Source organism: Pantoea sp. MT58 (assembly GCF_014495885.1).
GTDB lineage: Bacteria > Pseudomonadota > Gammaproteobacteria > Enterobacterales > Enterobacteriaceae > Pantoea > Pantoea eucalypti.
The window spans coordinates 2816604-2836552 of the sequence record NZ_CP061083.1 but is presented as its reverse complement, the minus strand read 5'-3'; the positions used below and the strand labels follow the sequence as shown (position 1 = coordinate 2836552).

The following is a 19949-nucleotide window of genomic DNA, read 5'->3' as shown; positions in this document are numbered from 1 at the left end:
AGGGCGTCAGAACAGCGTAAACGGCGCGATAACAATAAATTTGATGTCCTTCTCGTCCTGGAAAATGTTGTTGTATCCATTGCTGAAGCTGGGCAGGTCGCTGTGATTTTTGTAGCGGGTATAGTGAAGATGGAACTGGGTGTCTTTGGCCCGGCCCTGCTGGATTTGATAGATCAGATCAAGGTTCCAGGCCGACTCTCTCAGTCGCTGACTCTGGTCAACGGTGGGGAGCGTGGCGGGTTTTGCATCCCAGCCCCAGACGTAAGATGCGCCGGCTTTCCAGCCCGTCAGCTGCCACGGCGATAAATCGAGCATCGCGCCCGCAAAGATCGCTTTTTCACCATTGGCGTTCCAGTCAGAACGCGAATCCCACCAGATATCCATTCGTCCGTTGGAGGTGGCGTAGCCCGGCGTCATGCGCTGCAGGAAAAAGCCCTGATTCCCTTCAGCTTTAACCCAGCTGCCTTCAAGTCGGAGATCCACCGGGCCGACGGTATAACCGACGGTGATCGCCTGTAACCAGGCCAGGCCATCATAGACATCACGCGGGTTTGCGGCGCCCCCCGAGACTTTGTCGCGTGCGCCATAAAACTGATAGCTGGTGCGCAGTTCGTTACCACCTGGGCTGGCAGACCAGGATGCTTTGGCAAAATATTGATCCATATAATGTGCGGCCTGACCAAATGCACCTTCAAGCACCAGATTATTTTTGAAGTCATATTTCATGCCGAATGAATGCAGGTAGCTGACAGGCGTTTTATTATCAGCCTGCCGGAAATTATATAAATCACGATACCAGGGGGCTTTATATTTATCGGTCCACATCCAGGAGAGTGATAATGCGCCTGCTTGCTGGAAATCATAAAGTGCACCCGTTTCAAATCCGCGATAGGTGCCGGGCAGGAAACTCCAGTGAGGCGCAATCAGTGTCTGTCCGGTTGGCTGGATATAACCCGCGCGTAACCAGTAGTCGTTATGTTTTAATTTCAGTGCGGCTTTATAAACCGATGCGCCACTGCTGTCACCATTCCATTTTTCATTCCAGCGGGAATGCGATTTACTGAAGCCAATTTCATTGGGTGCGGCGGGACCGCTATTGGAAAGTTCAACGGCGCCAAACACGGCGAGGTCCATGCCAATCCAGTCCCCGGCATAGCCGGACTGATAGTCGAGGTTACTGTTGAGTGAAGTATGGTGTAAATTAGCCTGGTACTCTCCCTGATGCTGACTGGCGGGATCGCTCTCTTTTCGGTCTCGCTGTCGCTGCCAGTAAAAAACATTTCCTGTCAGCGTTGAGTCGTCAACAAATCCGGCAGCATAGGCTGGCGTTGATGACATTGCCGTTACGCCTGCTGACAGCGCTATTATTTCCATCAATACTAATGTGTAGTTTTTTTTAGACATGGAAGATCCTGCCCTGAGGTAAATTAATATTTGTGGTTTTTTATTTTTGTGTCGTGAATATATTTTTCGCGACGCGAATTATCAATTGTCAGGGTGGTTTTTTGTGAGGCGTTGCGCATAACCCAGAGACATAAAATAATGTGGGTTCAATATGGGAGGATGGATTAATTTTTTATTAAAATATTATTAGCAGACAAGGTTAGGGCAATCGGTAATCAGGGAAAGCAGTCAGGCTGGATTAAGTGATGACTATTTCATTAACTGAATAACCAAATAGTCTGCAGGTTTTATGGGGTCTGCTGGTTCGGCTGTTTTGAACGTCAGCCTGCAGAGAAGGGCAGGCTGACAGATAACAGCGAGTTAAACCTGTTTCACCGCCCAGCCTTTTTGCTTGCTGGTTTTGCCAATGCCGGGATTGAAGCTGTTAGTCGGATCGAGCCGGCGATAGAACGCCGCCAGTTGCGGTTTCGCCTGATAGAGATGCCCAACGTTATGTTCAGCGGGATATTCCGCGCCGCGCGCCTGAAGGATCTCCAGCATCTGCGCTTTCAGCGCGTGCACATCGACCCCTTTTCTGACGATGTAATCCTGATGGAAGACATGACAGAAGAAGTGACCATAGTAGAGGCGATGGCTTAAAGATGCGCGAATCTCATCGGGCAGAGTTTCAAACCAGTCCGCATCGTTGCGACGCAGGGCGATATCCAGCGCCAGAATATCCTCGACCTCATCGGCATGCACCGCGTGGTAGCGCACGGCCGCACCTGCCGCCGCGAAGCGATGCAGAAAGGCGTGCGCACCTTCTTTGCCTTCACACTCAAAGAACTCGCCGCCGCCTTCGCGGAAGTAGTCACGCAGGAACTGACGCGCTTCTGCCACGCCGTCGCCCGACATCTTCAGCATCAGATGATGTTCATATTTATCGCGATACTGCTTCATGCGTTTGGGCAGATGCGCCGGAAACAGTTTACTCAGGCGCTGCAGCAGGCGATCGCTGAAGTGCGGTTTAACGAAGGAGAGCTTGTTCAGCCAGGAATCAATCCGCCCCTTCAGCGTGAAAAACAGCGGCATCTTATCGGTGCCCAGCTTGTCGATCATCAGGAAGGTGTCTTTGCCATAGACTTCCGCAATGTCATAGATGTCGCGGTGCATATATTCGCCCGCCACCGGCAAATGAGTAAAATGCGCCAGCATGTGACGGCGGATATCGTTGAGCACAGCGGGTTCGTTAGTGCCGATGTAAAACACCTGCTGCTGCGGTTCAGTGGGGAAGGTATCAAGTCGCACCGCGAAGACCGCCAGTTTCCCGGCACAGCCGGATGCTTCGAACAGACGACGCGCATCAGCGTTGTAACGCGCTGGCGTATCGGCATCAACTTCACGCACCCGGTCTGCATATTCATGATCGGAAGCGTGACGGCCATCGTGCTGCACATCTTTAGGCTGCCAGCGATCGTCATCCAGTCGCCCCAGAATCTCTTCCGGCGACGTTCCCAAATCGATGCCGAGATGGTTAACCAGCTTCAGTCTTCCCTGTGCATCAATCTGAGCAAACAGGGCCATTTCGCTGTAGGCCGGGCCGCGCTTAATCAGCGATCCGCCGGAATTATTGCAGATGCCGCCCAGCACCGAGGCACCAATACAGGAGGAGCCAATCACCGAGTGAGGCTCGCGCCCCAGCGGCTTCAGCGCTTTTTCCAGCTGATAGAGTGTACTGCCGGGGAACGCCAGCACCTGCTGGCCACTGTCAATCAGCTGAAGCTTATCGAGTCGCAGGGTACTGACGATCACCAGCGGGCGATCGTAATCGTCGCCATGCGGCGTTGACCCTTCGGTCAGGCCGGTATTGGCCGCCTGCATCAGGATGATGACATCCGCATTCACCAGCGTTTGCAGTACCCGCCAGAGCTCCAGCAGCGTACCAGGAAACGCCACGGCCAGCGCGTCACCTTCGCCGGAGCGAAAGCCTTTGCGATAGCGGGCGGTCTGTTCAGGTTCTGTCAGCAGATGAGAGGGGCCGACCAGGCGGCGTAGGTCAGAAAGCAGGGCAGAGGTTTGTGTCATGAGCAATTCCCTTGTCTTATCAGTGCGTCCTAACTGTAGCACGTCAACTGACCACAACGCAGTGTGACCCTGACCGCTACCTGCTATTCTCATCTTGTGGCACACTGCCGCCTGTTAATTCGATATTGCGCAGTTACTTAAGAGAACCCAACCTGATGAAATGGATTTGCTCTGTTAGTCTCGCTGTCTCCCTCGCGATGCAACCCGCTTTAGCTGAGACAGTGCAAGGTAACCACCCGATGACCGAACAGGCGCGGGATGCCTTCGTTAACCAACTGCTTAAAAAAATGACGCTGGACGAGAAAATCGGCCAGCTGCGTTTAATCAGCGTCGGACCTGATAATCCGAAAGAAGTGATTCGCGACATGATTCAGAAGAGTCAGGTTGGCGCGATCTTTAATACTGTGACCCGTCAGGATATCCGCGCGATGCAGGATCAGGCGATGCAGCTCAGCCGCCTGAAAATCCCGCTGTTTTTCGCCTACGACGTTATTCATGGCCAGCGCACCATTTTTCCTATTCCTTTAGCCCTGGCGTCGAGCTGGGATCTGGATGCGGTGAAAGAGGTGGGGCGCGTCTCCGCCTATGAAGCGGCCGACGATGGGCTGAATATGACATGGGCACCGATGGTGGATGTCAGCCGCGAACCGCGCTGGGGTCGTGGTTCCGAAGGTTTCGGTGAGGATACGTATCTCACCAGCGAAATGGGTCGCAGCATGGTGCAGTCGATGCAGGGAAAAAGCGCGGCCGATCGCTACAGCGTAATGACCAGCGTGAAGCATTTCGCACTCTATGGCGCAGTGGAAGGGGGACGCGACTACAACACCGTGGACATGAGTCCGCAGCGTATGTTCCAGGACTATCTGCCGCCCTACAAAGCCTCACTGGATGCGGGCAGCGGCGGCGTGATGGTGGCGCTCAACTCCATCAATGGCGTACCGGCCACGGCAGACAGCTGGCTGCTGAAAGATCTGCTGCGTGATAAGTGGAAATTCAAAGGCATCACCATCAGCGATCACGGTGCGATTAAAGAGCTGATCAAACATGGCGTCGCCAGCGATCCGCAGGAAGCGGTGCGCATCGCTCTGAAGTCGGGCGTCGATATGAGCATGAGCGACGAATATTACAGCAAGTATCTGCCTGCGCTGGTGAAGAGCGGCGACGTTACCATGGCTGAAATTGATGATGCGGCACGGCATGTGCTTAACGTCAAATATGACATGGGCCTGTTTAACGATCCCTACAGCCATTTAGGTCCGAAAGAGAGTGACCCGCAGGATACCAATGCGGAAAGCCGTCTGCATCGGGCTGAAGCGCGCGACGTCGCGCGTAAAAGCATCGTGTTGCTGAAAAACCGTCTGGAAACGCTGCCGCTGAAAAAATCGGGCACCATCGCCCTGATTGGTCCGCTGGCAGACAGTCAGCGCGACATTATGGGCAGCTGGTCTGCGGCGGGCGTGGCGAAGCAATCCGTTTCGCTGCTGCAGGGCATGCGCAATGCCACCGAAGGCAAAGCGACGCTGCTGTATGAGAAGGGCGCGAACGTCACCGACAACAAAGGGATTCAGGACTTCCTGAACCTCTATGAGCAGGCGGTTTCTGTTGATACGCGTTCACCGCAACAGATGATTGATGACGCGGTCGCTAAAGCGAAGCAGGCCGATGTGGTGGTCGCCGCCGTGGGTGAAGCGCAGGGTATGGCGCACGAAGCCTCCAGCCGCAGCGATCTGGTGATCCCGCCGAGCCAGCAGAAGCTGTTAGCCGCGCTCAAAGCTACCGGTAAGCCGCTGGTGATTGTACTGATGAACGGCCGCCCGCTGTCGATAGTGAACGAAGATCGCATGGCTGATGCCGTGCTGGAAACCTGGTTCAGTGGCACCGAAGGTGGCAACGCCATCGCCGATGTGCTGTTCGGTGACTATAACCCATCGGGCAAACTGCCGGTCTCCTTCCCGCGTTCAGTGGGTCAGATTCCGATTTACTACAACCATCTGCCAACTGGCCGGCCTTACAACTTTGCGAAGCCGAACAAGTACACCTCGCACTACTATGATGCGGTTAACGGCCCGCTCTATCCGTTTGGTTACGGCCTGAGCTATACCACGTTCACCGTGTCGCCGGTAAAAATGTCTTCACCGACCATGCCGCGTAATGGCAGCATTAAGGCCAGCGTAACGGTAACTAACAGCGGTAAGCGTGATGGTGCGACGGTGGTCCAGATGTATCTGAACGATCCGGTCGCCTCTATCAGCCGTCCGGTGCAGGAGCTGCGTGGTTTCAAACGCATCATGCTGAAAGCAGGCGAGTCGCAAACCGTGACCTTTAAGATCGACGTCGATGCGCTTAAATTCTGGAACCAGCAGATGCAGCATGTTGCCGAGCCAGGCAAATTCAACGTGATGATTGGACTCGATTCCGTGCGTACTCAGGATGCGCAGTTCAACTACCAATAACCGTCAGCCTTTCCCCTGAATGCAGGGGAAGGTGATGCGGCGCGTCGTGAGCGTCCTGCTATCACGCGTCGCATCATATCCACTATCAGAGCCGCTATGATTAATCTGCGTGACCGCATTCAGCAGCAGGTCTTCCGCCTTAATGGTCTGTCGATGAATGAATTTGACCTCTCTCAACCGCCAGGCGATCCCGGCCTGTATGGCCCGGACAGCGTGATCTGGCGCGTCCACGGTGATTTCACCTCCATGATGTGCGGCGGGATCAGCGCGCTGCTGTTGCAGATGCTGCATCCAGCGGCGCTGGCGGGCGTCTGGGATCACTCCAATTTCCGCGAAGATATGATGGGCCGCCTGAGGCGCACCAGTCAGTTTATCGCCGTGACCACCTACGGGAATTCGCAGGATGCCCGGACGCTGATTGAGCGGGTGAAACGCATTCATCTGAAAGTCAGCGGCGTCGACAGCGAAGGCAAACCTTATGCCGCCAGCGATCCACATCTGCTGACCTGGGTGCATGTGGCGGAGACCAGCCGTTTTCTGGCGGCGCATCTGCGCTACAAAAATCCGCAGCTCAGCCGCGCCGAACAGGATCAGTACTATCAGGAAGCGGCGCAGATTGCCGAGGCGCTGGGCGCGGAGAAGGTGCCGAAAAGCGTTGTTGATGTGGCGGATTACCTGCAACAGATGCGAGCAGAGCTGCGCTTTGATGAGCGTACCGCCGAAGTGACGCGATTGCTGATGAACGCCCCTGCACCGAGCTGGCAGGCGAAACCAGTGATGAAAATCATGCTGAAATCAGGCTTCGGGTTAATGCCAGCCTGGGCGCAGGCGATGTCCGGTAGAGAAATCGGCCGCTTTGAGCAGGCGATCATTGACCAGAAGATTAATGCCATCGCGTTGGGGTTGAGATGGTCGATTCAGCGCGGAGCGTGGTATCGGGCAATGGTGCGGATGGGGAGAGATCCGCACTGAGGTGACTGGTATCTTTTTTACTCGTTTTTTAAGTAAGTCAGATGGTTAAGTTTTACCAGCATAACGACGCGGGTTCAGTGCTTTAAAAGTAACCCTACAGGCGCTTTTATGGCTTCCCGCAGAACCGAAAATGTCACGCGAGAGCAAGCAGCGTTTCCTGAAGCTATGACCACGAAAAAGCAGGTTATGCTCTGACGTTTATAGTCTGTTCAGGCTTCTGCATGTCTTACACTGATAATCTTTTGTACAGCAGTTTCAACAATTGATCGTTCCGGGCCAGCCATAAAGCTTACAGGCTGAGACAGATTATGGCTGTTTCTCCAGGCCTGGTTTCCAGCAAAGGATAAGTTGGGCATATCCGTGAGCGGTTATAATAAGTATTTTCTTTTGACTAACGACTCTGGGGGAAAAGTGTTTTCTGACAGCAAGAACATTCCGATACTTAATTCTCTGACCGGCTATCAGCTCTCCCGCTTGCATACTTTTGAGTGTGTTGCACGGCGATTATCATTTGCGCTTGCTGCCGAGGAGTTATTCGTTAGCCCAAGCGCGGTGAGCCATCGTATCAGCCAGCTTGAAAAAGAACTGGGTTTCAGCTTGTTTTACAGGCTCCATCGTAAAATAGCTCTCACGCCTGAAAGAGAACGGATGCAATGGGCACTAAAAAATTCTTTTAATCTTTTAAATCAAGAGGTTAATTACATAAGGAATAGCGGGCTTACAGGTGATCTGACTGTTTATTCACATCCGTCTATCGTTCAGTGCCTTCTTCTTCCTCATCTTAATAAGTTTATAGAACAGAATCCTGCCGTTCAGCTGAAGATTCTGACCGGACTTGAAGCCATTAATCTGGCTAATCGGGGAGTAGACCTGGCAATATACTTCGGAAAACCTTCGTTTTCTGAAAGCTATACAGAAGAGATCTTCATGAAAGAAGCCATAACGCCGGTCTGTACTCCGCGGTATGCCAGAAATCATGGTCTTTATAACAATCCCGAAAAACTGTCAGATTGTATCTTTCTGCACGATCGTTTTAACTCAGGTGAAAATGAATGGGCAAATTGGTCAAGTTTTTTTCAGCTGGATATTGATACTGATCTAAAAGGAATATCCTTTGACCGTTCTGATTTGGCTCTGATTGCAGCTTCCCGGCATCTTGGTATTGCGATGGGAAGAATTAATCTTGTCCAGGAATGGACGGAAAGAGGAGAATTAATTTTTCCTTTCCCGGGCATGCTGATGCCCGTAGAGCACTGTTACTTCAACTGCATAATATCCGACAGGCAGTGGCCAAAAATCATGGCTTTTAAGCGATTCCTGAGTTGTCTGCCTGATGTATATTAATATTTTTTTTTAGCCCAGGTGTCGGGGCTATACCAGGAAATAAGATTGCACCTGAAGATTTTTCCATGTTTAAAATAATCGATATGTGACCTGGTTTCGTTCCATGCTATTGCTGTATCGTCGCCAAATCGAAGTATCTCAATACGTTGATTTTTTGCAACACTAAACCATTTTCTATTTCTCATGATTTCAATGCTGGCATTGTCACTCAATGTGATGAGAGGCGCACCGTGAGAGTAATTTGTTACCTGAATCATAATTTTATTACCTCCAGTGCAGTTTATATTATAACTTAAAATATCGTAATTCATTTTACTGACTTATTTTTTGAATGCTGTTGATGCGTTTTTACTGTAATAAAAAGCAGGCCAATAATAAGCAGCACTGTGCCAGCAATAAAGTTGGCCTGAACTTTTTCATGCAATATTATTATGCCCGAAAGTATTCCGAAAAAAGGTGTCATAAATGTCAACATTGAAAGTGAGGCTACCTGATAATTTCGCAGCAGGCTGAACCACACAAGATAACTGATTACTGAAACAATTAATGTCTGGAATATCAGGCTTCCATATGCCACTGTACCTGGCTTGAAATGATAACCATCATTAAAGAGCGATATGGTCATTAGAATGATAAATGCACCTGAAAGCTGATACAGCAGGGTCTGTTTTGCTGAGCACACAGAAAGTGGCGTTGTACGTATAACTACGGTAGTGCATCCCCAGGCCAGGCCAGCAAGTAGTCCGCACAAATCGCCATAATTAATGCTGTCAAAGCCAGCATGAGCGACTGTATTGATCATGCTTACCACCAGCCCAAAAAATGCAATCATCACACCAAACCACTGTCGGGCAGTAAGTTTTTCTTCGGCAGAAAAAATATGCAAGCCTACAGCAGAATAGAGTGGAGCAGTATAAAGAAGTACCGCCATATGCGATGCGCTGGAGTAGCGTAGTCCTTCAGAAAGAAAAAAAAATTCCAGCGCAAAGAGGACTCCTGCACAAACGCCTGCGAAGAGTGTTATTTTCTCCATTGAAAATTTTTCTCCTTTAATCTTTGCATAAACGTATATTACTAATGCCGCGAGACCGGATCGCATAGCAATCTGCAGAGTGAGTGAAACCTCTTTTTCGGCAGCCTTGATTGCAACCTGCTGTAGTCCCCATACAAAGCAGATGAGCGTCATGATCATGATCGCTTTGCTGTTTAAAGGTAAACGCATAATATTTTCTTTAACTCCAGGCTATAGGCGATATCAGGCGTGTCCGGATATCATAATTCGTTTGTATGAACGAAAAATTGTGAGTTTTTTATTTTTAGCGCTGATTCAGGATGGTGCGTTATATTTTTAACATCTTTCCGGTATGGATATTCGCGTTTCTTTGTCCGCTTTCGGGTTATTTCATTTTTCCTGCAGTGTTACGGGGGAATAGGGTAATTGTTAATGGTATTATTATTGAAAATATTAGCGTTCAGGATGCGCAGAATGACATTCTGCAATACAGGTCGGGGATCGCAAAACTACTATAATCAGATGTGCCGGATTCAACCTTCCGCTTTGGTTACATGGATTTAGTTCGATAGGGATATTTAACGTTTTTTTGCCTTAAGCTTCAAATGATATATATCATGCTTTACATGATATGAATTCATCTCAAGGGTAATATCATTTCTTTGAGGATTTCCGAGCTATTTGAAAAAAGGATGCAGTTAGCCACAGCTGATTTTTTATGATTGATATTTGCTCAGTTTCTGCATAGGAACATCAGGCAGTCGGATTTACGCATAGGGCCGGTCATTATCGATGCAAACAGACGCTATTCTTTTAGAAAGCCCTGTATGGTTTTATGATTAGCATGAGGCGATGATCGTCTCATCCTATGTTAAAACCTTAGTCTTTTTTTAATCGCATCGCTCTGGAATTTCACACTGTTTATCCGGGTCGTGTAAAAGTGTTTTTGGTACAAGAATCCTTCATCAGCTCCTCGCTCTACATCATCCTGAGATGCACTTTGAGACTATTACCCTTGTCTCATATCGCCGTAGCCAGGATCCTGCTCTATTCTCGGGGAAAATGGATTCCTCCAGGCTTTGTCGAGGCACTATGACGTACAAATCCCTGATTGCTGAAGTCCACAATCAGCAGCGCACCCTGACCGCAATTGTCGAACAGGATGAGCGCACCGCCTATTTTTACATCTGGCCCACCGACCTGTTCCGCAGTCAGTATGCTGTGCGCGGCTGCTGGCTGCGAAACCTGCTGCCTGCACCGGCGCAGGAAGATCGCGAGGCGATGGAGCAGGGCATAGCGCCGCTGCTCAGCGCAGAGTATTGCCGTAATCTGGAAGCGGAACCCGCACTGGACCCGGCCGGTCTGCAGATCCTGTGGGAGCCTTCTGATGATGGTGCAGCACTGTGGTATTACGGCCAGCTGCTGGCTGTCATCCCTGGCTGGAGCCTCTATCAGGAGAAACAGGTGAGTTTCTCCGCAGGCTGCATCAAAAAGAACCGGCTGACGGCCCCACTGGGGTCAGCATCAACCAATGACTACTATGCCCGTGCAGAGCATCAGCGTCAGTTCTGGCGAGAATGGCACGACGGCAGCGAGTGGGATAAGGTCCAGCAGGATCTCATGGCCTGCTATCAGGCTCGTTTCGGTGAGTCGGTGAAATATTACGCGATTGATCAGGGTAGCTGGCCGCCAATGGCAATCTCGCAGCACTGGCATCAGGGCGTCTGGTATTTCCTGACGCTTGGCATGAGTATCCGGCCCATGCCGCAGGTCGATTATCTGTTTGATGAGCTGGCACCGCAGTATCGACGTATCGAACTGGGTATGGCGGTTGACGGTGAAATCATGACGGAAGGCAATGCGGTGCAGATGGCCAGCGCATTGGCGGAATTTGTACATCTGCCCTGGGCGCGTCTCACCTGGCTGGGCGAGGGCCATACGCTGGCGTCAGAAGTGGCACCGGTCGGCTTTGAAAGCTTCCTGCTGGCGAATGAACTGGCAACCGAAAAAGGGCAGTTCACGCTGCCCAAGCGTGATGGCGATCGCCCGACGCTGCTCTGGACAACGCCGATTACTGAAGCGGAGCGGCAGTTCGCGCAGGCCGATGAACACGGCGGCCAGAAGTTACGGGAGTTGTTAACAGCAGACGGTAACGATCACGTTTTCCGTCCACGCCAGCAGGTGGTCGATTCGCCAGAGTAGCTTAGCAATGACGCGCCTGTAGACACTTTCCCCGGCGGCTGTCGGGGAGGTGATAGTCCCGGAGTGAAATTAAATTTCACATAAATCATACATTTCTTAAATATGTGATCCCGCCCATCTCAAGTTCCCCTTAAGCGAGCCGTTAACCCGAATAAGGCAATCGCGCCGTACCAGGGGCAGGGGCATGAAGATGTTCAAAACAACACAATCCCGCTTTACCGCAACAATGATCGCATTCTTTGTTGCGCTTTTACTCGTTACAGTCTGGGTGATTAATCAGTTCGTCGCACCACAGCTCGTCGACAGCGAAAGCCGTCTGGTTCGCTATCAGGTTGATTCACTGGCCTCTGGCATCGTTGAACAGATGAACCGCGTGCAGGCTCAGCAGCGTGCGATTACCGAAGCGGCCTCCGTTATGGACAGCGCGACTATCGACACCCTGTTACCGACGCTGGTAAACCAGTATCAGGACAGCAATGTGTTTGGTGGCGGTATCTGGCCACTGCCAAACCGTCGTGATCCGGCCAAAGAGAAAGACAGCAGCTTCTTTGCCCGTAATGCCAGCAATGAACTGCAGGTCAATACCTACTGGAACTCCGACGCCGCCGACAAATACTGGGAGCAACCCTGGTATAAAGATGGCATGGCTGCTGCAAAAGGGCAGTGTGCCTGGGCTAAAGCCTATCAGGATGCCGCCAGTCCGCAGCCGCGTACTAACTGTGCTATGGCCATCTACAAAAATGGCACGGCCTGGGGTGTTGCCACTATCGACGTCACGCTGGGGTTCTTTAATCAGCTGGCGAAGCAGATGGGTGAAACCATTCATGGCAACGTGCTGATTGTTGAAGCCGACGGCAAAGTCGTGGGCAATGGCGCGCTGGTCAATGCCGCACCGAAGCTGGAGAACCTGGCTGACGTGCAGATGCCGATGGCAGCACCGCTTAAAGCGCTGCTGAACGGTGTTGGCAGCCAGCCGCTGGAAACCACCTATGACAGTAGCGAAGGCGAGCAGACCCTGTTCGTTCAGGCGATTCCCGGCAGCCCGTGGTATCTCGCCAGTAGTCTGCCGACCAGCCTGCTGAAAGCGCAGTCGCATAACATGCTGACCCGACTGGGCCTGGTGCAGATTCCTCTGGCGGTAATCCTGCTGCTGGTGTCGCTGGGATTTGTCCGCGCCATGATGAAACGTCTTAACGTGCTGAACAGCAACATTGAAGCGCTCTCGACGGGTGGCGCCGATCTGACCCAGCGTCTGCCAGCCAGCAACAGCCCGGAGTTCAACGCCGTTGCGCAGAGCTTTAACCAGTTCATCAGCTATCTGCAGGGCCTGCTCCAGCAGGTGGGTGACAGCGCGCTGGCGATCACCGCCGCGTCGCGGGAAATTGCCAGCGGCAACGCCAATCTCTCGTCCCGTACTGAAGATCAGGCCAGCTCGATTGTCGAAACGGCTGCGTCGATGGAACAGCTGACCGGCACCGTCCGTCAGAATGCCGACAACGCGACGCATGCTAACCAGCTGGCGGCCGATGCCTCACAGGTAGCCGCGCGTGGCACCGAAGTGGTCCGTCAGGTGGTCACCACCATGGGTGAGATTCATCACTCGTCCCGTAAAGTGGTCGATATCATCAGCGTAATCGACAGCATCGCATTCCAGACCAATATCCTGGCGCTGAACGCCGCAGTCGAAGCTGCACGTGCCGGTGAACAGGGTCGTGGGTTTGCGGTCGTGGCATCGGAAGTGCGTAACCTGGCACAGCGTTCAGCTAACTCGGCACGAGAGATTAAAAAGTTAATCGAAGAGTCAGTGGCGAACATTGATACCGGCAGCGCGCTGGTGGAACAGGCGGGTCAGACCATGGATGAGCTCATGCAGGGCGTGAGCAGTGTGACCACCCTGATGAGCGAAATCATGTCAGCCAGCCGTGAGCAGAGCATGGGTATCGAACAGGTCAACGTGGCAATTACCCAGCTGGATGGCACCACACAGCAGAACGCCGTGCTGGTGGAGCAGGTTTCCGCTGCCGCGCAGGCGATGGAATCACAGAGTACCCAGCTTGAGCGGGTTGTTCAGAGCTTCCGACTGTAATTCTCTTCCAGGCCAGCCTTGCTGGCCTGATTTCCCCTCTGCTTCATCCGCTTATCTCTGACGGACCTGGGTAAAAAATCCGCGATGATCCGCCCAAACTGCGCATTCTGTGCCAGAATAGTTGGGAATAATCTCAAGGAAACGCCATGTCTGCTATTGAAGTTATCCTCGTTGACCACCTCGATCGTCCCACCGGCAAAATGGAAAAGCTGGAAGTGCATGAAAAAGGATTGCTGCACCGCGCGGTGACGGTCTACATCTTCAATTCCCGGCAGGAGCTGTTATTGCAGCGGCGCGCCAGCGATAAGTATCATTGTGGTGGTTTATGGAGTAACACCTGTTGTGGCCATCCTTATCCCCATGAATCGACCCGCGACGCCGCCGAGCGCCGTCTGCGTGAAGAGATGGGTATGACAGTGGCACTGACGCCGGTGTTTGAACTGAGCTATAACCTGAAGCTGAGCAATGGCCTGACAGAGCATGAATATGGTCATGTCTTTTTTGCGATCTGTGACAGCCTGCCGCAGCTTAATCCTCAGGAAGCGGATGCCTTTGATTATCGTCCGATGGCGATGATCGAGCAGCAGATGCAGCAGCAGCCACAGCAGTTCACGCCGTGGTTTTTGCATACCTTCCCGCGTATCCCGGATTATCTGGAGCAGTTTCCATTTCCGGCTGTCACGGCATAAAAAAACCGCACTAAGGTGCGGTCAGACGGTTTGAAATTCACAGCGATGGGCGCAAACGTCCATCGCAAAGCATCGCGGGCCAGGGATGGCGTCTTTTGCATCTTTGCAGAGGACGTTTGTTCCCTGAGCCTGCGTGCGCGCCACGCCTGGAATGTTGTTTAACGCGGCAGCTCAAAATCCTCCGCATCCACATCATAGCCCGACGGCTCCCAGCGGATGGCCAGCAGCGCCAGAAGACCGGCCAGCGGCGCCAGGAAGATCACCCAGAACACGCCAGTGCCCAGCGCCGCGACCAGCACCGGAAACAGAAACAGCGAAACGGTTGAACTGCCGCGCATCAGTGTCTGGTTGAAGCCCACGCCCACGCCGCGCAGTGAAGTGGGATAGCTGAGTGAGGCAAACGTCATGGTGTGCGAGCCAGGCCCGAATCCCTGACCAAACAGGAACAACGCCAGCATGGCGATAGCCATTGCTGCCTCCTGACCGCCTTCCGGGCGACCAATCAGCGCCAGCCCAAGCAGCGCCACACACTGACAACCATATCCCGCCACTGACATCTTCCACGCACCCAGACGCGGCACCAGTCGCACCGCCAGAATCCCGCCAACAAAGGCAAACAGCAGATTCAGTGCCAGCGACACCAGAATGGTGGTGAGCATCGACTGAGCAAAGAAGCTGGAGATAATCACCGGCAGTCCAAACGCCACAGCGTTATAGGCAAACGACGAGGCGATAGAGGTAATGGTCGCCAGCAGCGTACGGCGGCGATAGACGCCCTGCAGCAGCGCACCATAGTTACGCCAGCTTGCCTTACGCACCGGCGTGGCAGCGGTCAGTGCGGCGTCGGACGCGACCTGAGCGTTGATATTCCACGCACTGCGTAAAATCGCCGCGGCCCCTTTCAGGTCGCCCTGATTAGCTGCCCACACCGGGGATTCGCTCATGTAACGGCTGCGGATAGCGATGATGACAATCGCCGGAACGGCGCCAAAACCGAGGATCAGCCGCCAGAGCCAGTCGGTGTGACTTTCGGGCAACACCGCATAGAGCAGCAGCACCAGCAGATAAGAGATGCTGATTGCTGCGTACCAGGTCGGACACCACATCGCCACGCTGGCCGCTTTATTCCCCTTACCGCGCAGCTTTGAAAACTCCGCCAGAAAGGCCATCGCCACCGGCAGATCGATCCCGACGCCCAGCCCCATTACGAAGCGCGCGCCAGCCAGCACATATTCATTGGGCGCAAATGCACAGGCGATAGCCGCCACCACGAAAAAGAACATATCGGCCATGAAGACCCGATAACGGCCAATTTTGTCGGTGAGATAGCCGCCAATCAGCGCGCCGATAATCGCCCCGAAGGTAATGGCCGAGGCGACCATGCCGGTGCCGGCTGGGGTGAGATTAAACTCGCGTGTGATGTCTTTGATGCCAAAGGCCAGCGCACCCAGGTCGTAGGCGTCGAGAAAAACGCCTCCCAGCGCAATCGCCACCACAATGCGGGCATTATTACGGGCGCTGTCGCCGCTGTTGACTAATCGGGAGACGTCAGCTGCGCTACGAATCCACTGTGTTTCGCCACCGGGCGAACTCCCTGCTGTTGCCACATGGGCGGAAGAAGTCAGATCGGACATGATGTTATGTATCTTTTATTTTAAACATATTACCGAGGATAGCCGTTTAGACGCCCAGACGTAAATTCATTTCAGTTATATAAGATAATATTATAATCCCAAATCGTTATTAATTTTCGATAAAGTCCGCTGCATCACCGCTATGCCAGGCTACGCTTTTAAAGCAGATAATTTATCGCTGCACGCCTTGCCAGCAACACTCTCAGCGGCAGGAGAGCAGCCTGCACCCTCAGGCGCATGACGCCTTGTAAGTCATCACGCACTCACGAAACACAAAAACAACACGCGAAAATGCGATAAGGAAAAGGCCATGGTCAGAGTTCGGGGTTGGATGGGCGTCAGCGCGTTGCTGCTTAGCATGGGGATGGCACACGCGGCCGATCCTGTGCGGGTCGGCTCAAAAATTGATACCGAAGGATCGCTGCTGGGCAATGTGATTCTTCAGGTGCTGGAAAAGCATGGGGTAAAAACTGTCAATAAAATCCAGCTCGGCACGACCCAGGTCGTCCGTGGCGCCATTACGGCGGGCGAACTCGACATCTACCCGGAATACACCGGCAACGGCGCATTCTTCTTTAACGATGAAAAAGACAGTGCCTGGAAAAATGCCGGCGCAGGCTACGAAAAGGTGAAGAAACTGGATGCGGAGAAAAACCATCTGGTGTGGCTGACACCGGCTCCGGCCAACAACACCTGGACCATCGCCGTGCGTAAGGACCTGGCGGAGAAGAACCAGCTTACCTCGCTGGCCGATCTCAGCGCTTTCCTGAAAAAAGGAGGTACCTTCAAACTGGCGGCCTCAGCCGAATTTATCGAACGCAGCGATGCCTTACCGGCCTTTGAAAAAGCCTATGGCTTCGACCTTAAGCAGGATCAGCTGTTGTCTCTGGCGGGTGGCGATACCGCTGTCACCATCAGCGCGGCAGCACAGCAGACGTCGGGCGTGAACGCGGCGATGGCCTATGGCACCGACGGTCCGGTGGCGGCACTGGGCCTGCAGACGCTCAGCGATCCTAAAGGCGTACAGCCGATCTATGCGCCGACGCCGGTGATCCGCGAATCGGTGCTGAAAGCCTACCCACAGATTGCCGACTGGCTGAAGCCGGTCTTCAGCGCGCTTGATGAGAAGACGCTGCAACAGCTCAATGCGAAAATCGCGGTCGACGGTCAGGATGCGAGCAGCGTAGCGACTGAGTGGCTGCAGCAGAAAAAGCTGCTGTAACCGATGCTGATAGCGCGGGACGCGATACGCCGCCCGGCTCAGCAGCCGGTAGCATTGTTGCTGCTGACGCTGTTGAGTCTGGCGCTGGTGACCTTGCCGTTTCTTAACTTCGCTCCTAACCGGCTGGTGGCGGGTGAACCGCTGATGAGCTGGCAGGTCAGCAGCGCCGGGCTGTTACTGCTGCCGCTGATGATGCTGTGGTTGCTGCTGTGGCGTCAGCCTGGGCGTACTACGCTGATACTGGCCCTGCTGGCGGCAGAGCTGCTGCTGGCCGCCATGCTCTGGCTCAGCGGTCATCAGGCGACACTACTCAGTCAGCAGGGCAGCCGTCTGGCACGAACCAGCTTTGCCAGTGGCTTATGGTGCAGTGGTGCACTCATTCTGCTGCTGATTACCGATCAGGTGCGTCAACTCACTTCCCATCGGCTGGCTCAGCTGCTGCTCAATCTGCAGGTCTGGCTGTTGCCGCTGTTGCTGCTGTTCAGCGGCCAGCTCAGCGATCTCTCCCTGCTGAAAGAGTATGCCAACCGTCACGCGGTGTTTGATGCGGCACTGAGCCGTCATCTCACTCTGCTGGTGGGTACGATACTGCCAGCCTTAATGTTTGCACTGCCGCTGGGCGTCACGCTTTTCCGGCGGCCTGACTGGCAAGGCAGTGTGTTTGGCGTCCTTAATGTTATTCAGACAGTGCCGTCAGTGGCGCTGTTTGGTCTGCTGATTGCGCCACTGGCCGGACTGGCGCAGCATTTTCCGTGGCTCAGTGACTGGGGCATTAGCGGCATCGGCATGGCTCCAGCCTTGATCGCGCTGGTGCTCTACGCCCTGTTGCCGCTGGTGCGCAGCGTGGTGGTGGGCTTGCAACAGGTGCCGCAGGAGGTGCGCGAAAGCGCGCGCGGCACGGGCATGAGTGGCTGGCAGCAGTTTGTCGCGGTGGATGTACCGCTGGCGCTACCGGTCTGGCTGGCGGGCCTGCGGGTCGTCGTGGTGCAGACGCTGGGCATGGCGGTGGTTGCGGCATTGATTGGCGCGGGCGGCTTTGGCGCGATTATTTTCCAAGGGCTGTTAAGCAGCGCGCTTGATTTGGTATTGCTTGGGGTGATCCCGGTGATTGCGCTGGCGGTCGTCATCGATGCGCTGTTCCGCCTGCTGATCTCACTGCTGGAGAGAGAAGATGATTGAGTTTGATAGCGTTTGCCGCGCGTTTAACGGCAAGGCGGCGGTGAAAGATCTGTCGCTGCAGGTGGCAAAAGGGGAGTTCTGTGTACTGCTCGGCACTTCCGGCTCCGGCAAATCGACCACCCTGAAGATGATTAACCGGCTGGTGGAGTATGACAGTGGTGAAATCCGCTTTGCCGGTGAGTCGATTCGCCAGCTCGATGCCCGCTCGCTCAGGCAACGCATGGGCTATGCGATTCAGTCGATAGGGCTGTTTCCACACTGGACGGTGCGAAAGAATATTGCCACGGTGCCGGTGCTGCTGGGCTGGTCCGGAGCAAAGATCAACGAACGCATCACGACGCTGCTGGCGCTGCTCAATCTCGACGAGCGCCTGCTGAATCGTTATCCGCATCAGCTCTCAGGCGGTCAGCAGCAACGTGTCGGCGTGGCGCGTGCGCTGGCGGCTGATCCGGAGGTCCTGCTGATGGATGAGCCGTTTGGTGCGCTTGATCCGGTGACGCGCGGCGTGCTGCAACAGGAGATGCTGCGTATTCATCGCCTGTCGGGGCGAACCATCGTGCTGGTGACGCATGATATCGACGAAGCACTGACGCTGGCGGACCGCATTGTGCTAATGGATAACGGTGAGATTGTTCAGCAGGGCAGGCCGGTTGAGTTGCTGACCCAGCCGAAAAATGATTTTGTGCGCGACTTCTTTGGCCGCAGCGAAATGGGCGTACGGCTCTTGTCGCTGGAGCAGGTGGGTAATGCCGTGCGACGCGGCGAGTGGCTGGCGGGTGAACCGATTGCTGCAGGGCTGACGCTGCGCGACGCCCTGTCGCAGTTTATTGCACGGGGCACAGACAGACTCCCGGTCATTGACGATCAGGAGCAGCCGCTGGGCGTGCTCTACTTTGGCGACCTTCTGCGACAGCGCGAGGCATTAACATGCGCAGGCTAAGGGATCCGCTGTTGTGGCTGGTACTGCTCTATGGCGCGCTGCTGACGCTAATGCCTTTGAGTGGGCCGCTGTTCCATCTCTGGTTTCCGGAGCTGGCCCGGCCACTCTATCAACAGGAGAGTTTCTGGCAGTTGACGCTGGCGCATCTGTTTCTGGTGATCACCGCCAGCCTGCTGGCGATCGTCATCGGCATTGGCAGTGGCGTGCTGGTAACCCGGCGGGCAGGGCGTGCGTTCCGGCCGCTGATAGAAACTATCGTGGCAGCGGGCCAGACTATTCCGCCGGTAGCCGTGCTGGCCATTGCGGTGCCGGTGATGGGCTTTGGTGCCTGGCCTGCCGTGGTGGCACTGCTGCTCTACGGTTTACTGCCGATTTTACAGGGAACCCTGGCGGGCATTGATAGCGTACCGTCCAGCAGCCGGGAGATCGCTATTGGCGTAGGCATGAGCAACTGGCAGCGGCTGTGGCAGATTGAGCTGGCGCTGGCTGCGCCGGTGATCATTGCCGGGATACGCACCTCGGTGATCATCAACATCGGTACCGCGGCCATCGCCTCAACGGTCGGGGCAAAGAGTCTCGGGTCGCCAGTGATTATCGGCCTAAGCGGCTTTAATACCGCCTACGTGATTCAGGGAGCGCTACTGGTGGCGCTGCTGGCGATAGTGAGCGACCGCCTCTTTGAGCGCCTGCAACGTCGGCTTAGCGTGAGTGAACGATGAGAGAGTATCCCACCAGCATGAGACCGCTG

14 protein-coding genes are annotated in these 19949 nt (G+C 54.1%); 10 read left to right on the top strand and 4 right to left on the bottom strand.

Translation table 11 applies throughout. The features are described 5' to 3' along the window. Positions 1-6: 6 nt before the first annotated feature. Positions 7-1404, bottom strand: coding sequence for an OprD family outer membrane porin (locus IAI47_RS13380; RefSeq protein WP_008925068.1), 1398 nt, complete (start codon positions 1402-1404; stop codon positions 7-9). Between the two features lie 360 nt (positions 1405-1764). Next, positions 1765-3468, bottom strand: a complete 1704-nt coding sequence (gene dld / locus IAI47_RS13375; RefSeq protein WP_008925069.1) for a D-lactate dehydrogenase — start codon at positions 3466-3468, stop codon at positions 1765-1767. Positions 3469-3623: 155 nt separating this feature from the next. Here dld and bglX point away from each other — a divergent pair, with 155 nt between their 5' ends. The 3 genes from bglX to dsdC all read left to right on the top strand — a co-directional run bounded on the left by bglX (position 3624) and on the right by dsdC (position 8237). Then, entirely contained in the window at positions 3624-5921 is a 2298-nt protein-coding gene (gene bglX, locus IAI47_RS13370; RefSeq protein ID WP_008925070.1) for a beta-glucosidase BglX, read from the top strand. 96 nt (positions 5922-6017) lie between these two features. Next, complete coding sequence (locus tag IAI47_RS13365; protein ID WP_008925071.1) at positions 6018-6893, top strand: oxygenase MpaB family protein; 876 nt, start codon at positions 6018-6020, stop codon at positions 6891-6893. A gap of 411 nt (positions 6894-7304) precedes the next feature. Beyond that, positions 7305-8237 carry a DNA-binding transcriptional regulator DsdC gene (gene dsdC, locus IAI47_RS13360; protein ID WP_187961141.1) on the top strand — a complete coding sequence of 311 codons (933 nt, stop codon included), beginning with the start codon at positions 7305-7307 and terminating at the stop codon, positions 8235-8237. A 307-nt stretch (positions 8238-8544) separates the two neighbouring features. Here the strand turns inward: dsdC and IAI47_RS13355 are convergent, their stop codons facing one another. Beyond that, positions 8545-9459, bottom strand: coding sequence for a DMT family transporter (locus IAI47_RS13355; protein WP_008925073.1), 915 nt, complete (start codon positions 9457-9459; stop codon positions 8545-8547). An 882-nt stretch (positions 9460-10341) separates the two neighbouring features. Here IAI47_RS13355 and IAI47_RS13350 point away from each other — a divergent pair. The 3 genes from IAI47_RS13350 (at position 10342) to idi (ending at position 14226) form a co-directional block, all read left to right on the top strand. Beyond that, entirely contained in the window at positions 10342-11451 is a 1110-nt protein-coding gene (locus IAI47_RS13350; RefSeq protein WP_003851794.1) for a suppressor of fused domain protein, read from the top strand. A 190-nt stretch (positions 11452-11641) separates the two neighbouring features. Beyond that, positions 11642-13537: a methyl-accepting chemotaxis protein gene (locus tag IAI47_RS13345; protein ID WP_033743014.1), complete on the top strand. Its 1896-nt coding sequence runs from the start codon at positions 11642-11644 to the stop codon at positions 13535-13537. A gap of 146 nt (positions 13538-13683) precedes the next feature. Further along, on the top strand, positions 13684-14226 hold the full coding sequence (idi, locus tag IAI47_RS13340; RefSeq protein ID WP_008925075.1) for an isopentenyl-diphosphate Delta-isomerase: 543 nt from the start codon (positions 13684-13686) through the stop codon (positions 14224-14226). A 158-nt stretch (positions 14227-14384) separates the two neighbouring features. Here the strand turns inward: idi and IAI47_RS13335 are convergent, their stop codons facing one another. Then, positions 14385-15860, bottom strand: a complete 1476-nt coding sequence (locus tag IAI47_RS13335) for an MFS transporter (RefSeq protein ID WP_003851786.1) — start codon at positions 15858-15860, stop codon at positions 14385-14387. Between the two features lie 310 nt (positions 15861-16170). Here IAI47_RS13335 and IAI47_RS13330 point away from each other — a divergent pair, with 310 nt between their 5' ends. The 4 genes from IAI47_RS13330 to IAI47_RS13315 are packed head-to-tail and all read left to right on the top strand — an operon-like array spanning position 16171 to position 19920. Then, positions 16171-17082 (top strand): ABC transporter substrate-binding protein, encoded by a 912-nt coding sequence (locus tag IAI47_RS13330; protein ID WP_003851785.1) that lies wholly within the window; start codon positions 16171-16173, stop codon positions 17080-17082. Positions 17083-17085: 3 nt separating this feature from the next. Continuing rightward, entirely contained in the window at positions 17086-18261 is a 1176-nt protein-coding gene (locus IAI47_RS13325; RefSeq protein WP_008925076.1) for an ABC transporter permease, read from the top strand. Further along, a complete protein-coding gene (locus IAI47_RS13320; protein ID WP_008925077.1) occupies positions 18254-19201 on the top strand; it encodes an ABC transporter ATP-binding protein in 948 nt (315 codons plus the stop codon). Before IAI47_RS13325 ends, IAI47_RS13320 begins: the two co-directional genes overlap by 8 nt. Then, positions 19189-19920, top strand: a complete 732-nt coding sequence (locus tag IAI47_RS13315; RefSeq protein ID WP_003851780.1) for an ABC transporter permease — start codon at positions 19189-19191, stop codon at positions 19918-19920. The genes IAI47_RS13320 and IAI47_RS13315 overlap by 13 nt, the downstream gene beginning before the upstream one ends. Positions 19921-19949: the final 29 nt, after the last annotated feature.

Coding starts and splice junctions, on each gene's coding strand:
- IAI47_RS13380 (WP_008925068.1), bottom strand. CDS start 1,404: ATGTCTAAAAAAAACTACACATTAGTATTGATGGAAATAATAGCGCTG.
- IAI47_RS13330 (WP_003851785.1), top strand. CDS start 16,171: ATGGTCAGAGTTCGGGGTTGGATGGGCGTCAGCGCGTTGCTGCTTAGC.
- idi (WP_008925075.1), top strand. CDS start 13,684: ATGTCTGCTATTGAAGTTATCCTCGTTGACCACCTCGATCGTCCCACC.
- IAI47_RS13345 (WP_033743014.1), top strand. CDS start 11,642: ATGTTCAAAACAACACAATCCCGCTTTACCGCAACAATGATCGCATTC.
- IAI47_RS13355 (WP_008925073.1), bottom strand. CDS start 9,459: ATGCGTTTACCTTTAAACAGCAAAGCGATCATGATCATGACGCTCATC.
- IAI47_RS13325 (WP_008925076.1), top strand. CDS start 17,086: ATGCTGATAGCGCGGGACGCGATACGCCGCCCGGCTCAGCAGCCGGTA.
- dld (WP_008925069.1), bottom strand. CDS start 3,468: ATGACACAAACCTCTGCCCTGCTTTCTGACCTACGCCGCCTGGTCGGC.
- IAI47_RS13335 (WP_003851786.1), bottom strand. CDS start 15,860: ATGTCCGATCTGACTTCTTCCGCCCATGTGGCAACAGCAGGGAGTTCG.
- IAI47_RS13315 (WP_003851780.1), top strand. CDS start 19,189: ATGCGCAGGCTAAGGGATCCGCTGTTGTGGCTGGTACTGCTCTATGGC.
- bglX (WP_008925070.1), top strand. CDS start 3,624: ATGAAATGGATTTGCTCTGTTAGTCTCGCTGTCTCCCTCGCGATGCAA.
- IAI47_RS13350 (WP_003851794.1), top strand. CDS start 10,342: ATGACGTACAAATCCCTGATTGCTGAAGTCCACAATCAGCAGCGCACC.
- IAI47_RS13320 (WP_008925077.1), top strand. CDS start 18,254: ATGATTGAGTTTGATAGCGTTTGCCGCGCGTTTAACGGCAAGGCGGCG.
- IAI47_RS13365 (WP_008925071.1), top strand. CDS start 6,018: ATGATTAATCTGCGTGACCGCATTCAGCAGCAGGTCTTCCGCCTTAAT.